General features: G+C 35.6%; 13 protein-coding genes. All 13 read right to left on the minus strand.

Translation table 11 applies throughout. The features are described 5' to 3' along the window. Positions 1–7: 7 nt before the first annotated feature. The gene (locus ACJJVX_RS18975) at positions 8–1,243 is read right to left on the minus strand and encodes an O-antigen polymerase (protein ID WP_405632932.1); all 1,236 of its coding nucleotides are present in this window, start codon (positions 1,241–1,243) and stop codon (positions 8–10) included. A gap of 78 nt (positions 1,244–1,321) precedes the next feature. Further along, entirely contained in the window at positions 1,322–2,431 is a 1,110-nt protein-coding gene (locus ACJJVX_RS18980) for a glycosyltransferase family 4 protein (protein WP_405632935.1), read from the minus strand. 14 nt (positions 2,432–2,445) lie between these two features. Further along, positions 2,446–3,813: a polysaccharide deacetylase family protein gene (locus ACJJVX_RS18985; RefSeq protein WP_405632937.1), complete on the minus strand. Its 1,368-nt coding sequence runs from the start codon at positions 3,811–3,813 to the stop codon at positions 2,446–2,448. After that, the gene (locus ACJJVX_RS18990; RefSeq protein WP_405632940.1) at positions 3,807–4,307 is read right to left on the minus strand and encodes an acyltransferase; all 501 of its coding nucleotides are present in this window, start codon (positions 4,305–4,307) and stop codon (positions 3,807–3,809) included. The genes ACJJVX_RS18985 and ACJJVX_RS18990 overlap by 7 nt, the downstream gene beginning before the upstream one ends. After that, positions 4,268–5,464, minus strand: a complete 1,197-nt coding sequence (locus ACJJVX_RS18995; protein WP_405632942.1) for a hypothetical protein — start codon at positions 5,462–5,464, stop codon at positions 4,268–4,270. Before ACJJVX_RS18995 ends, ACJJVX_RS18990 begins: the two co-directional genes overlap by 40 nt. 23 nt (positions 5,465–5,487) lie before the next feature. Then, a complete protein-coding gene (locus ACJJVX_RS19000) occupies positions 5,488–6,723 on the minus strand; it encodes a lipopolysaccharide biosynthesis protein (protein ID WP_405632945.1) in 1,236 nt (411 codons plus the stop codon). A gap of 17 nt (positions 6,724–6,740) precedes the next feature. Next, a complete protein-coding gene (locus ACJJVX_RS19005; RefSeq protein ID WP_405633002.1) occupies positions 6,741–7,805 on the minus strand; it encodes a DegT/DnrJ/EryC1/StrS family aminotransferase in 1,065 nt (354 codons plus the stop codon). Positions 7,806–7,941: 136 nt separating this feature from the next. Further along, complete coding sequence (locus ACJJVX_RS19010) at positions 7,942–8,517, minus strand: acyltransferase (RefSeq protein WP_405632947.1); 576 nt, start codon at positions 8,515–8,517, stop codon at positions 7,942–7,944. 2 nt (positions 8,518–8,519) lie between these two features. Then, the gene (locus ACJJVX_RS19015) at positions 8,520–9,476 is read right to left on the minus strand and encodes a Gfo/Idh/MocA family oxidoreductase (RefSeq protein ID WP_405632950.1); all 957 of its coding nucleotides are present in this window, start codon (positions 9,474–9,476) and stop codon (positions 8,520–8,522) included. A 14-nt stretch (positions 9,477–9,490) separates the two neighbouring features. Next, on the minus strand, positions 9,491–10,771 hold the full coding sequence (gene tviB / locus ACJJVX_RS19020; RefSeq protein ID WP_405632953.1) for a Vi polysaccharide biosynthesis UDP-N-acetylglucosamine C-6 dehydrogenase TviB: 1,281 nt from the start codon (positions 10,769–10,771) through the stop codon (positions 9,491–9,493). A 618-nt stretch (positions 10,772–11,389) separates the two neighbouring features. Continuing rightward, positions 11,390–13,627 carry a polysaccharide biosynthesis tyrosine autokinase gene (locus ACJJVX_RS19025; RefSeq protein WP_405632956.1) on the minus strand — a complete coding sequence of 746 codons (2,238 nt, stop codon included), beginning with the start codon at positions 13,625–13,627 and terminating at the stop codon, positions 11,390–11,392. Positions 13,628–13,641: 14 nt separating this feature from the next. After that, a complete protein-coding gene (locus tag ACJJVX_RS19030) occupies positions 13,642–14,076 on the minus strand; it encodes a low molecular weight protein-tyrosine-phosphatase (protein ID WP_169327916.1) in 435 nt (144 codons plus the stop codon). Positions 14,077–14,086: 10 nt separating this feature from the next. Next, a complete protein-coding gene (locus tag ACJJVX_RS19035; protein WP_054204447.1) occupies positions 14,087–15,205 on the minus strand; it encodes a polysaccharide export protein in 1,119 nt (372 codons plus the stop codon). Between the last annotated feature and the right edge of the window lie 96 nt (positions 15,206–15,301).

The raw sequence follows: 15,301 nt of genomic DNA on the forward strand, positions 1-15,301 counted from the left end.
TATCTAATCATTTAAAAATAAAACCACGAACAATTTTAAATAAATAGAAATTCAATATAAAAATAGTTAACAATATTAAATTAAAGATCAACCCTTTAAATAATAATAAAGAAGACACTCCACCATTCAAAGAGAAAGACATAAAGAAAAAAGGCTGAGCAATTAACATTGCAACTTGATGTGATGCAAAGGTACTAAGAAATTTATGTATTAGATAATAATTAATTGGATAAACAATACCAATCCAAAATGGAAAAATAAAAGCCCCAAACCAACCGAATGCACCAAAGCTTTCAGATAGAAAAAATGAGTTCTTCACACCTGTTTTAGAGGGATCTAAATTCTCTACATAAACCATCAAATCTTTATCATAGGTTGGATATTCAAAAAAATAACTAGCAAAGGGAATCGAATGCAAATAATAATCACCTTTTAATTCGGGTATTGCAAACGTTTCATATACACCTGACATTTGACCAACACCAATTCTATTCACTAAATACTCTATAAAAGATGTAAAACTTAGATTACTCAACTGTAATGAAGTAATATAATAAATAAATGAAAATATAAATAAAAAGTAAAAAGGTGAAAATGCTAAATATTTTTTGAAATTTATTCTGTCTTTAGAAAGGTATAATACTGTAGATACGAATAAAACTATTGATATTACAATAGGAGCCTTACCACCATCCGCTGAAGCTAAAAATAGAGATACCAACAAACAAACAAATGCTAATCGTGTTTTTTTACTATAATAATAAACTCCAGCTAAAACAGAGCTCATCCAAAAAGAAATTGTAATTAGCCTCATAAACTGTGACGGTAGAGAGGTTGAGTATTTATTACTAATTCTAGCAACCAATAGATTTTCTCCGGACAGTATTGTGCTTATGAATGCATGCTTATAACCAAGAAACAATAGAGAAAAAACCAGTATTATAATACCTAAAAGCATCGCAGAAACCAAAAAAATCATCGCGTTTTTTTCAATGTCAATAGTATTATAACTTATTTTAGATACTATAAAGAAGCGAGAAGAGATAGCTAAGCATAATAAAAAAAACACGACATTAAAAAGAATGAGCAAATTGGTATAAGGAATGCTTTCATTGTTCGCATAAAAAAGTGAAGATTTAAAAAATGAAACTCCATATAAACTAATCAACACCATAGGTAAGAGAATCAACAATATTTCCTTGTAAAACAATAAAGGCCATATTTTTCCCTTTTTAAGGCTCAACTCGAAGTCAGTTCCTTTTAATGAGTGATGCATAATAATAAATACAACAAACAAAGAAATTAAGTAAATTATAAACAATTAACTACCTACTCTATCTACAATACTATTAAAGAAACTCAAACGACTTATTGATTTGTTATTTTCAGTAATACCTTCCAAACTTTTCCTGTCGATTCTTTTTCCGGCCATGCTTATTATAAAATCAATTACTATATTTTTATTTATAATAATAGAATTATCTATATTAGGAATAGTTAGCACTTCCTCAAGCTTTGAAAAATCAGTATCATATACAGAAGTAATAAATGGTATTCCATATGAGCCATAGGCTCTATGTTTGAGAGATGAGACCTCATTAATATTTTTTCTATACGCAGCTAAAGTACCAATAGCTATATCAGCAGAAATAAAATGTTCCGTTAAATCTTTTTCATCTAAATAACCGCAAAATCGAACATTTTGGCTTTTTGCGACTAACTCTGAAGAGCTGGGTCCAATTATTGTAAAGTGGATTTTTGGATGAGAAAACTCAAGTTCCTCTGCGAAGTTTAATAATTGATCGTACCCTTGCCATGGTTGATTGGGTGAGCCGACCATAAGTATATTAATTTTATTATTAGAAAGCTTAGTGAGCTTAGTGAGCTTATTTATTTTAGCTATCCCATTCGAGATAACAATAGTTGGCTTACTAGGAAAAACCTTACCTAAAGAGGTGCTCACCTCATTAGAAATAGCAATAAAAGCACTTGCATTTTCTAACGTCTTTTTTCTTAAAAAATGGAAGCCAAATGCAAGTAGCTTACTTTTACTCTTTTCTATATTTCCATATACATGATTAACTTCAATAACTACATTCTTCTTATCGAGAATACTATTTAGCCCTGGGTAATACACACCTTCTCTCATATATATAAGTTCTGGACTATAGTCACTTAAAGCTTTTCTTAGCTTTTTCACTACCAAAATTCTATTTAAATACCTAAACAGTTGAGAGGTAATACCAAATTCACCACTAATATTAATTGAGTTAAAAACTTTTACGTTATCATCACTTTCTTTACTAGGTGTAATGCAAAATATTTCTACTTCACAACCCAATCGTCTCAAATTTTCTACTTGAGAAAAAACTTTCTTCTTAACACCTAAATGATTAACTAAGTCTAACTCTAATAAATAAGCAACTTTCACAGCGTACCCTTCTTTTATTTAATGACTTTTAGATAAAGCAACTTATCATATTCGCTTTCTAAATAGGTGTTATGCCATAACATAGTGAAATTACCACCGTATAATAAGGCTCGATCTTTAATTAATTTCACTTTCTCAAAAGCAAGGTCTCTCTCAACAACATTTTCATATTGCTCATTTAGTAAAGAACCTTCCATAAATAATAATGGTCTTTGCTTTATTTTTAAAACAACTCTTCTTTTAATATCAAACATAGTAAATTCATGTGCTGTTCCACATCTAAAACCAACCTTATCTGCAAACCCTAGAGTCGAATCATAATTAATATTATTTTTCTCTAAAAAAGATGCTGTAGTTTCAATATCCCATTTTAAAAAGTGAGTTCGGTTATGAAATGGTTCGTGTTTTATTCCCTCAGCCAAAAGTCTAGACTGAAAAGTATTTATAGATTTTTCAAAGACAGGTATAGAAGATACACATTCATAACCGGGATGAATACCAATAGAGTGCCCTCTTGTATTTATTTCTTGTAACAATTCACTAATCTTTTCGCTTTTTTCAAGAGAATCATTACTATCAAATGGCGATGTTTTTATCGGAATAAAATAAAATAAAACCTTATTTCCTGCCTTCTCATTAACATCCATAATCCAAGATACCATTTTTCGATTATTATCTTTCCCCCCTCCTAGTTTTGACAAAATAAATCTTGATAAGCACCCAAATGCACTTTTTAAAGATTTCTTACGGATTAAAGCATAACCAATATATTTTAGCGCACTATTAAAATCATTTAACCTAGGGTCATATGGCCAATCCACATCACAAGTGACATAGGTTGATCCTGTTTTAGAAGGCTTCAACAATGCATAATCTAAAGATAAACATAATTGCCATATGTATTCAGCAGCTTGATCTACTATTGGTTGCTCAAGGTATTTAAACTTATTAGCGATTGAAAATTCACCGAGAAATCTCCCATGCTTATCCCTTTGGTCATTTAAATACTCCTCCATACAAGTTATTGTGAAGAAAGCACTGCCTAAAAAATCATAGTCTAGAGTAATCGTTTCTGCACCACTTTCAACTTGGGTGCCACCAAAAAGCACAGGTAATTTAACATCCTCCCCCAAAAGCTGACAATCTAAAAAATCTATTGAATTGGGTATTAATGAGATAGGACTCAAAGTAGAAAGATTGAACTTATCAAAAAAAAGATCTGGCGCATTTATTGAGGCACCATTTGGTAAAATTAATTTATATCCTTTAATTTTTGAATCTACTTCAACACTACAATTTACACCTAAAATTTCATTAAAAAAAACATAAGCTATATATTTTTTCTCTATAAAATAATCTTCTGTAACTTTAAGTATTAACATATTTCACTACGCTTTTTTATTACCTTAGCCGGATTACCAACAGCAATGCAATTGTCATCTATATCATTTACAACCACAGAACCAGCTCCGATTATCACCCCGGTTCCTATTCTAACCCCTTTCAAAATAGTAACATTTGCACCAATCCAAACATTATTCTCAATTTTAATATCTTCCGAAATATGTTTCTGTTGATTCATAGCCATAGTTGTTGCAGTTCCATGATCCCTCCCCCAAATAACTGTTTTAGGTCCGATCATAACATCACTCCCTATAGTAATATTACCTAAGAAATGACAACCAACGTTTGCATAAAACCTTTCTCCAATCGTAATTTTATCAGCCCCAATAAAACGGCAATAAGGTTCAATAACAGCCTTACCTAAAAATATTGTTTTTGCTATATATGCATGGTGATGTAATACGACACCATTCTTTTTCAGCTTTTTTTTCTTTAGAAAAAATTTAATTTTTTCTTTAATCGATTTAGGCATGCACTAAAGCTCATTTTAAATAATAATAAAAGACTAAAAAAGAATGGCTTGAGATCTCCTCTCTCATAAATAGCCCACTCCCTTTTCTCACCACCAAAAACATTATATCTAAAGTGTTTAAAGTAACTTTTTCGAGCTATCAAGTTCGGTATCTCATGCAGCATCAAAACAAGATGTATTTTTTTATTGCTCACTTTAAAATCTGTATCGTATACCTTTCCTAGCGCCTTAAGATACATTAAATAATGCAATGAAACACCAGACACAAAGCCAACTCTATGCCACATCATGGATCTTAGGTTTGTTTCCATTAATTTATATTTTCCATCCCTACTGTCAAATTTGAATTCAGGTTCAACAATCCCAAATGCATTTAGAGCCTCAACTAAATTACGCCCTTGATCAATAACAACCGCGGGACAAGTATTACTTGCACTCGAAACGACTCCAAATTCGTCAGGATATTGAGTTAACTTCTTCCCTCCCCAACCAGAGACTAGCTCGCCATCATTACTTCTAAAACAAGTATATGCATATATATTAGTATCATCCCCAGGTATAAACTCTGAGGCTATAAATTCGACACCACTATTTAAGTAGCCTTCTAACTCTTCGAAAGAGTTTCTAATATCCTCCTCAGTTTCAAAATACTTAGCTCTAAAAACACTAGTTGTTAAATCAAGCCTCTTTGAGGGCTTAACTATCAAGGGAAGCTTAAGCTCTACCATTTTGGCTAATGATACATTACTATCGACTTTTAAGGTTTTAGGGTAAGGAATATCAGACTTAGAGCAAACATCATACTGATGAAATTTATCTAGCTGTTCTAATAGGTGTTCATTATTAAATGGTATGTAGCAATAAGATGATATTAAGGAGTATATTTTATGTAAAACCTCTAAGTAAGCATCATCTGTTGGGTATAATATAATTTTTGAATACTTACTTTTCATACTTTCAAGAGCATGAAGTACACTAGCTTCAGTACAAGTAATATTGTAAGTTTTTTTCACTTTATTACTAAAGCTAGCTAAGCTTCTTTTTTTTTGGAATAGAACTATCTCTTCTACACCGTGAAAATTTAGTTCTTTCACTATTGCATAGCCATTTACATGCCCACCAAGTATAAGTGCTACAGCTCCAGTACGCTCTTCCACAATGTAACCCCTTCTGAATGTAATTATAGTTTTCCATTAGCTACTTTATAAAGTATGAAAAGTAAAATAAGATAATGTAAAGTTAGAGTCCAATTATATATAAATAAAAACGACTCAAACGTGTAATTATTTGAATAGCTCGAAATAATTACAAATAAAGATATAGCTAAAAGTAATATTTGCCAGACTAATGATATTCCTTGCTTTTCGAATACACTGTTAGTCAACGTTAATGCCGACACTACAAATCTGACTGCAAATAAAGGTGTCAAAATTTGCGCATAATGCCCTGCAATGGCCCATTCAGAACCAAAGGCAAATGAAAAAATAATAGGTAAAAAATAATAAACTAATGGAAATACTATTAAAGATAGTAACGACAATTTTTTTAACGTAAGAGCGAAAATTTTTCTTGCCGCCCCTGTATTATTTTTTTCTTTCGTTGCCTCTTTATAATAAACTTGCCCGACACTGTTACCTATTACACTTATAGGTAAACCTAAAACTCTTTGAACTAAAGAGTGATAACCAAGCGTTGAAACTGAATAGAATAAACCTATTAAAATATTAATTGCATGTACAGATAAATTATTAGCAAGTATCGCCCACAATGAAAACATTGGAAATTTTTTATATCTAACTGCTAACTCCTTTATTTTAATTAAGCTAACATGCCAGTTGACTTTAGTGGTTTTATATAGCAATAAAGTTCCAAGTAAGTTGGACAGAAAATACCCTAACATTAAGCCAAATGCTCCAGCTTTAAAAAAAGGAGCAATGAGTTGAATTGAATTTCCTATAACAGTTTTAAATATCAAAGAGTTAGAGATTAACTTATAACTTTCTTCTCTGCTGTTCATATAATTTAAGACATTAAACCAACCAATACACCAGACTAATATAGGCACAGCATAAATCCAACCACCTAAAAGATGAAAATTCATTGAAGTACTTAACTCGACAGGTATTATTAATATAACGAACAATATAAACAAGGATAGAAACGTACAAATTATCATACAGAGAGCAGCTATATTAATTGCATCTTCATTTTCATTAGGTAGCATAATAGCTAATTCATATCGACCATTTATAATAGATCCTAATATTAATGTAATCGATAAAAAAATTGATAATATACCAAATTCACTTGGAGAATATAGTCGAGTGAGTATTGGGGTTATTACTATCGGCAATGCCTGAGAAAATATGGTTCCTGTCATCAAGGTTACTATGTTATTAAAGTATTTACCTTTCATAAAATTTACACATAACCTCAAATATATCCATGCATAGGTAAACTAAATACACATTTTGCTAAATTTTCTGCGACTGGAAATCCACCACTTTTATATGTTAATTCTTTAAATACAGTCTGTTCATGCATACAAGTAGCGTAATAAACCATGGTTGGTATACCTTGCTCTCTATAAGCGCTCATATCTGCATCACGGTTTTTTGATACCAGAGTATATTGTGCCCATGAGCTTACATACCCGTTAGGGACTTGTGGCGTTTGGTATTTCCCTGATAATTTTTTTTCATAATTATCAGCCGCTTTATTACGGTTTATAAGCTCTGTCGGAAACTCGGCTAGTTTTTCAAGTAATATCGCAGCTTGAATAGTATCTAAGCGGCTGTTCATACCAATGCGGATGTTATCGTATTTATCTTTACCTTTACCGTGTACACGGTAGGATTTTAATAGCTCTGCGTATTTGTCATTGTTAGTAAAAACAGCCCCACCATCACCATAACAACCCAGCGGTTTTGCTGGAAAAAAGCTGGTTGTAGCTATATCACCAAAGCTACCAGCGCGCTTACCATCAATACTGCCACCAAAACCTTGTGCTGCATCTTCAACCAGCTTTAGGTTATATTTATCGGCAATTTTTTGGATTTCAGGGTAGTTCGCTGGTAAACCAAATAAATCAACCGCTATGATTGCTTTAGGTGTGAGTTTACCTTCTGCAATTGTTGCTTGAATACGTTTTTCTAGGTCGATTGGGCAGATGTTAAAGGTGGCTTCATCTGAATCCACAAATACAGGCGTTGCACCTTCGTAAGCGATAACTTCTGCTGTTGCAAAAAACGTAAAGGTTGGGCAAAAAACTGCATCGCCTTCTTTAATACCAAGCACCATCATCGCAAGTGTGAGTGCATCAGTGCCATTTGCACAGGTTATGGCATGTTTAACACCAACATACTTTGCAAGCTCGCTTTCAAGCTCTTGCACTTCTGGCCCCATAATATAGTTGCCGTGCTCTAAAACAGTTTTAATTCGTGCGTCTATTTTTGTTTTTAAATGCTGGTATTGCGCAGCTAAATCAATAAATTGTATAGTCATTTTAAATTCTTTAAATTAGGCTGTATTTGTGGTTTATATAAGTTTATTAAATTGTAGCCATCAACCCTGAGGACTTGATGGCTTAAAGATCTATAATTAATAACTGGCGATGATTACATAAAAGCTTGTATTATTTTATAAACAACACGTCCCCATCTAAAACGTATTCTTCACCGGTGTGCTCACACGCTGTACTTGCTTTACCAGTAAGCGGTAAGCTTAGTTGTTCACCATATTTGCTTATCCAACCAATTTGCTTTGCAGGCACACCAACCATTAACGCAAATGCAGGTACGCTTTTATTAATAACGGCACCAGCACCTACCAAAGAATACTCACCAATCGTCACACCACATACAATGGTACAATTAGCACCTAATGTTGCGCCTTTTTTTACTAATGTGTCTCGGTATTCCGTTTTTCGTTCAATGAATGAGCGTGGGTTATACACATTGGTAAATACCATGCTTGGCCCACAAAATACATCATCTTCGATATGTACGTTATCGTAAACCGATACGTTATTTTGTATTTTAACGTTATTACCAATAGTGACTTTATTACCGATAAATACATTTTGGCCTAGTGAACAACCGTCACCAATTTGAGCGCCACTACACACGTGCACAAAATGCCAAACACGTGTGTCATTGCCTATTTTTGCGCCAGCATCAACAATAGCGCTTTCATGCACATGGTAGTTCATGATTATAATACCTTTGAAAGTAACGGGTGTGCTTTGCTACCAGCTTGGGCAAGTGGCATTTCACGGATTTTTTCGACTGTTTCAATCGCAACACGGTTTTCATCTATACCAAAACCATTGCCGGCTAAAATATTTTGATAGCTCTGAGTGTGCAAATCGGTAAAACCACCCGAAAACTCTAGCTCTTCGGTATTATTGCCGTCATTAATAGTAATACTACGATAGGTAAGCTTTTCACCTTTAACTGCATTTTCAGGTAAGTTATTCGAATCAATTGACAAGAACCACTTAACGCGTGCGCGCTCATATTCAAGATAGCCACTAGATGTTTTTTCATCTCTAAAATGAACTTCATTATGCTTAAGATCACCAAAAATAAAATGCAACATATCGTAAAAGTGCACACCAATATTAGTAGCTACACCGCCAGACTTATGGTCAAAACCTTTCCATGATTTCATGTACCATTTACCGCGCGATGTCATATATGTTAAGTCAACATCAAACACTTTATCAGCAGGCGCTGCGGCCACTTTTTCTTTTAAGGCAATTATTGAAGGATGTAATCTTAGTTGCAGAATCGAGTTTACATTTGCACCGTATTTTTCTTCATACTCTTTTAGGATATCCATGTCTTCTGAATGAAGCACTAATGGTTTTTCACAAATAACATCAATACCATTTTTAAGTGCATACTTCATATGTGGTGCATGCAAGTAATTAGGGCTGCATATAGCGATATAATCAAGCTTTTGGCCTTTCATTGCACAATCTTCTACAAAGGCGGTAAAGTCTTCGAACTCAGTAAAGAACTCAGCATCAGGAAAATGGCTATCCATAATACCAACAGAATCATTAATATCCATTGCAACTAACAGGTTATGGCCTGTTTCTTTAATTGCTTTTAAATGACGTGGAGCAATGTAACCAGAGGCACCGATAAGGGCGAAATTTTTCATGTTAAAATCCTTTATTACAATCTAATGTCTGAGTCTTTAGGGCCAAATACATGCTTTACATCGTATAGTACGTGCTTGCTTTTACCCAGTTTACGGATAGCCTCTACACCCATGTTTTTAAATTCACTGTGGTCTACCGCTAACACGATGCCATCATAGTGGTTTTCTTTTAATGAGCTAATAAGTGATAAATCGTATTCATGCTCAACTTCAGCTGGATTTGCCCAGCCGTCATACACGTCAACGCTCATATTGAAATCATTAAGCTCGTTTACAATGTCGATGATTTTAGTATTACGTACGTCAGGGCAATCACCTTTAAAAGTAAAACCCAATACTAATACTTTTGCCTCATCAACATGGATTTTTTGGCTTGATAGTTTTTTAACTAACTGGGTTGCAACATATTCTCCCATACCATCATTAATACGACGACCCGCCAGAATAACCTCTGGACGGTAACCAACTTCTTGTGCTTTATGGGTTAGGTAATAAGGATCAACACTAATACAATGCCCACCAACTAGACCCGGTTTAAACTTTAAGAAATTCCATTTTGTACCAGCAGCGTTAAGTACTTCTTCTGTATCAATACCTAGGCGGTTAAATATTTTTGCAAACTCATTGATAATGGCAATATTTAAATCACGCTGGGTGTTTTCAATCACTTTTGCAGCTTCAGCCACTTTTAATGAACCAGCTAAATGCGTACCTGCAGTAATAATTGAGCCATATAAATTATTTACAAACTGGCCAATTTCAGGAGTAGATCCTGAGGTAATTTTCATTATTTTTGTTAGCGTATTTACTTTATCACCCGGGTTAATTCGCTCTGGTGAATAGCCTGCAAAAAAGTCTTGGTTGAACACTAAGCCTGATACTTTTTCTATAATAGGTAAGCAGACTTCTTCTGTTGCACCTGGGTATACTGTAGATTCATAAATAACAACATCCCCCTTTTTAACAAACTCGCCAAGTAACTCTGAAGCTTTACGAAGTGGCGTTAAATCTGGCGCATTACTGTCATCAATAGGAGTTGGCACAGTTACAATATAAACATTACATTCAGCTAAATCTTTTTTGTTACAAGAGAAAATTAGGTTTTTTACATTAGCAAGCTCGCTATCACTTACTTCTAATGTAGCATCATGACCAGCCTCTAATTCATCAACGCGTTTTTGGTTAATGTCAAAACCTAATACCGAGTATTTTTTTCCAAACTCAACCGCTAATGGAAGACCTACATAACCTAAACCTATGACGCCAATCTTTAGGTCCGTTAATGAATCGTGCATTTTAATACTCTCTTGATGTTAAATTTAAATTAGTTCTAGGTTCTAGGTTCTAGATTCTAGGTTCTAGGTTCTAGGTTCTAGATTCTAGGTTCTAGGTTCTAGGTTCTAGGTTCTAGGTTCTAGGTTCTAGGTTCTAGGTTAATCAGCTTTAAAGTAAAAGATGAAAGGTCAAACCTTTCGCAGCTAAAGCTAGCTCCTACGAAAACAATTTTTACCACAGAGGTCACCAAGGCGCTTCGCTATACAGAGAAAACCATCGTGGCTAAAGCCGACTCCTACATGTTCTCTGTGGTTAATATCTTACATTTATTACAAGTGCGCGGCATAAAGCCCCGCCTACAAAACATTTTTACCGCCGAGGTCACCGAGTAGCTTCGCTATACAGAGAAAACCATCGTGGCTAAAGCCGACTCCTACATGTTCTCTGTGGTTAATATTTTACTTTTATTACAAGTGCGCGGCATAAAGCCCCGCCTACAAAACATTTTTACCACCGAGGTCGCCGAAGCGCTTCGCTATACCGAGAAACAACTCGTGGCTAAAGCCGACTCCTACGTTTAATACATAGGAGCTAGGTTTTAGGAACTAGGCCCTAGTTACTTCCCTAGCACCTCTCTCTTACTTATCCGATTTATACTCATAGTTATAGTAACCGTAGTAACCGTAAGCATTGCTGGCTTTTTTAAGTACGCCGTTAAATACTACACCTTTTACGTCTATGCCGTTTTGCTCAAAACGATTACGGGTTAGCTCTATTTCTTTAATGTGGTTTTGACCAAAGCGTGTTACCAATAATGTAGTGCCCGTGTGCGCACTTACAATGGCAGGATCAGTTACCGCTAAAATTGGTGGGGTATCTATAATAACAATATCGTACTCAGCACTGACCTCTGCAACCAATTTGCTAAAGTTGCTATGCATTAATAACTCTGATGGGTTTGGTGGTATTTGCCCACGCGTAATTACACTTAGTCCTGCAACTGTTGTTGGTTTAGTTACTTGGCTTAAGTTTAAGCGACCTGATAGGTAATCACTTAATCCATCATTCCACTTTAATCCAAACTGAGTTTGCAAATAGCCTTTACGCATATCAGCATCTATTATCAATACTTTTTTGCCACTTTGTGCCAGTACTGCGGCCAAGTTTACTGATATAAATGATTTACCTACACCTGGGCTTGGGCCTGATATTGCTATAATATTATTTTTAGCTTCCATCATCGCAAAGTGCAGACTGGTGCGTAAACTACGCAGTGCCTCTATTGATAAGTCTGCTGGGTTATCAAGCGCCAATACTGACTTGGGCTTATTTACTTTATTTTTAAGTGCTTTACTAAAGCCAGTTAGCTTATCTTGATAATCTGAGTACGGTACGCTGGCGTATACTGGCAGGCCAATTGCCTCAATTTCATTAGCGTCTTCAACCCCTTTATGCATGGCTTTTTGTACTAATACAATAGCTACTGCAAGCATACCTCCAATTAAAATACAAACAATTACAATAAGAGCTTTCTTAGGCTTAACAGGCTTTGACGTATTAACTTCGGCTGAATCAATGATACGCACGTTACCTACCGTACCTGCACGTACAATATCTAGCTCTTGCGTTTTACCTAGTAGTAAGGTGTAAATTTGGTTGCTTACTTCAACATCACGCTTTAAGCGTAATAGCTCTTGTTGAGTTTCTGGTAGGTTACCTACCTCACCCACTAATTCTTTTTTCTGCCCATTAACAGCACTAATTTGCTCAATTAAACCTTGGTACGTTGGGTGATCTCTTTTAAACTTACGGCTCATTTCTAAGCGTTTAAGCTCTAGCTCTTGTAATTTAGTTTCAAGCTTTACTACTTGCTCTAATACGCCTTGAGTCTCTAAGGTAATATTAATTGACTGGCGTTTTATTTGGTAATCGTTAAAGCGCTGTTCAGCAAATTCAAGTTGCTTTTTGATTTCAGGTAGTTGTACCTCTAAAAAATCGAGCGATTTTTTAGCCTCAGCGCTGTTACGCTCAACATTACGGCGAACATATATACCCGCTACTTTATTAAGCACTTTTTCAGCGTAGGCTGGCTTAGTACTTTGTAAGCTTAAATTTATAATACCTGAATCTTTGCCTTTTTCGCTTGCCCCGATTGCGGCTTGCAAGTCTAAAATAGTATTTAAACGGTCTTTACGTAAAATTGTAAACTCAGTACCTGCGCGGGCATTTAAACTGCGAATAGTTAAATTAAATTGACCATTAGTAAGCTCTTGCCCTACTTTACCCGCTAAAACTTGTTCGCCGTCACCATTTAGTAAAGCAACACTGTTATTTGCTTGCGCAACTAAAATAAACTCAAAACCTATTGCTGAGCGTGGTACATCAAACCTAAAGACATCAATGCTCTCGCCGCCCCACGCATACGAGCTTGCGCCAAAGCTAGGCTCAGCTAAGTCACCCTCAGCTATTGGTGTAAATTTGCGAAATGAACGGCCGCCAATAAATGGGTAAAGTTTTGGTTCAACTATAATATCGAGTTTTAAGCTATCAACTGCTTCACCAATAATTGAACGCGATTTTAATAGCTCAATCTCAGTTACAGCGGCTGATGTGCTTTCAAACATGCCGGCCATATCGTCAAAACCAGGGACTGAGCCGCTGCCGTCTTCAACTTGGATCATCGCGGTTGCTTGGTATACTGGGGTCGAAAGTACGGCATAGACTACGCCAATAAACATAAAGGCGGCTGTTAGCGCGATTATAAAATATTTACGATCAATTAATGCACCTAATAGTGCCATTAGGTCTATTTCTTGGCTTGCTTGTTGTGCTGTGTTTTGTTTGTTTGCTGCTAATGCAGTGGGCTGAGCATTCATGTACTAGCCTATCCTTATAAATACTTTTGCCAAGCGCTACAGGCGCTGTCGATTAATTCGTATACGTGTTCAAACGCTTCTAGACTTTGCCTGTAAGGGTCGGGGATTTCTTTATCGCCTAGCCACTTACCCAATAAAAAAGCCTTACCGCGCGCTTCTGGATAGCGATTACATAAATCGGTTAAATGCCGCTGTTCCATCACTAAAATCACACTATTTTGTGCCACTAGTGCAGAGCTTAACTGACGGCCTTGATGTTCATCCATGTTAATACCATGACTTACAGCAATTTGCTTTGCCGTTGCATCAGCAGGCTTACCTTCAAGAGCTGTTAACCCTGCCGACGAAACATGTATATTCTTACCTGCTAGCTTGCTTTTTAAGACGTATTCAGCAGTTGGGCTGCGGCATATATTCCCTGCACATACCACTAAGATAGAATCAAACATCGTATTCCTTTTATTGTCTTGTAGCTAAATCATCAATCGAGTCAACTGTCGCGATAGATGGTAGTAATAAGCTAATTACGCGGTTCCAACGAGCCAATGGCGCAGAGGTTACATACACAATATCGTGCGGTTGCAATTCAAACTGCTCAGCTAATACTAGTGCGGCAACATTTTTGGCATGTAATTGGTATACATCAGCAATAATGCCGTCTTTTTCTAAATCGCGTTTACGTAATACAAAAACACCGTTTGCGTTTGCTGTGTTTTCGTTTAAGCCACCAGACTCACTGAGTGCCTCAGCTAAATTTAAACCATAACGGTTTACGTCTACCGAGCCTGCTTTTTTAACATCACCAAGTACAAATACACTTTGTAGATCGTTGCGATTAACATGCACTATATCGCCATGTTGTAATAAACGGTTTTGTGAAATATCGCCATGCGCATAAAAGTCATCAAGTTTAATAACTTCTGTTTTTTCGCCACGGGTAAAAGTAACTGTGCGCCAGTCTGCCGCTTCGGTTAAGCCGCCAGCTTGATTAAGTGCGTCAATTAATGTGAGTGGTATTTCTGTTACTGGGTATACGCCGGGTTTAGTAACCTCACCTGTTATGTAGGTTTTTTGGCTTCTAAAACCAACCACTTTAATATCAACTTGTGGGTCTTCTATTACGCGGCTTAATCGTTTTACTAATTCTTTATGGATTTGGCCAACTGTTTTACCTGCAGCAGGAATATTTGGTGCGTACGCGTAGGTAATGGTGCCATCAGCTTGCACCCTAAAACCATCAAATTCTGCTGTACGTTGTACCGCTGCTGGTATTGTTAATTCTGGGTGATCCCATACACCTATAGTTAATACATCACCAACACCAAGTTTATATTCATAATCATGCGTATCTATACCATCGAGATTTGATGGTGGCTTGATTTTTTTACTCGCCTGCTTTTGCTGATAAATTAATGATGAGTCAATAATTTGAATATTTACTTTTTCAAGATCTTGCTCTAGGTTTCGTGTTTTCTCACCCGATTCGATTCCTTCGAAATGGCTACCGGGGATGATTGTACAACCTGTCATTGTGAGCAAAGTGAACGATGCCACAAGTGTTTTACAGCTTAGCGCCATTATTAATTCCCAAATATTATTAAATTCTAAAACTTTCAGCGTATTTTAAGGTAATTGCTGCTATTTTTCGCAGGCTAATTAAACCATGGCTCTACC

It is taken from the genome of Pseudoalteromonas sp. Ld20 (genome assembly GCF_045064175.1).
Taxonomy (GTDB): Bacteria; Pseudomonadota; Gammaproteobacteria; order Enterobacterales; family Alteromonadaceae; genus Pseudoalteromonas; species Pseudoalteromonas neustonica.

Bases quoted from the DNA above. Each gene is read 5' to 3' on its own strand.
- ACJJVX_RS18985 (WP_405632937.1), bottom strand. From the start codon at position 3,813: ATGTTAATACTTAAAGTTACAGAAGATTATTTTATAGAGAAAAAATAT.
- ACJJVX_RS19000 (WP_405632945.1), bottom strand. From the start codon at position 6,723: ATGAAAGGTAAATACTTTAATAACATAGTAACCTTGATGACAGGAACC.
- ACJJVX_RS18990 (WP_405632940.1), bottom strand. From the start codon at position 4,307: ATGCCTAAATCGATTAAAGAAAAAATTAAATTTTTTCTAAAGAAAAAA.
- tviB (WP_405632953.1), bottom strand. From the start codon at position 10,771: ATGCACGATTCATTAACGGACCTAAAGATTGGCGTCATAGGTTTAGGT.
- ACJJVX_RS19030 (WP_169327916.1), bottom strand. From the start codon at position 14,076: ATGTTTGATTCTATCTTAGTGGTATGTGCAGGGAATATATGCCGCAGC.
- ACJJVX_RS19015 (WP_405632950.1), bottom strand. From the start codon at position 9,476: ATGAAAAATTTCGCCCTTATCGGTGCCTCTGGTTACATTGCTCCACGT.
- ACJJVX_RS19010 (WP_405632947.1), bottom strand. From the start codon at position 8,517: ATGAACTACCATGTGCATGAAAGCGCTATTGTTGATGCTGGCGCAAAA.
- ACJJVX_RS19025 (WP_405632956.1), bottom strand. From the start codon at position 13,627: ATGAATGCTCAGCCCACTGCATTAGCAGCAAACAAACAAAACACAGCA.
- ACJJVX_RS19035 (WP_054204447.1), bottom strand. From the start codon at position 15,205: ATGGCGCTAAGCTGTAAAACACTTGTGGCATCGTTCACTTTGCTCACA.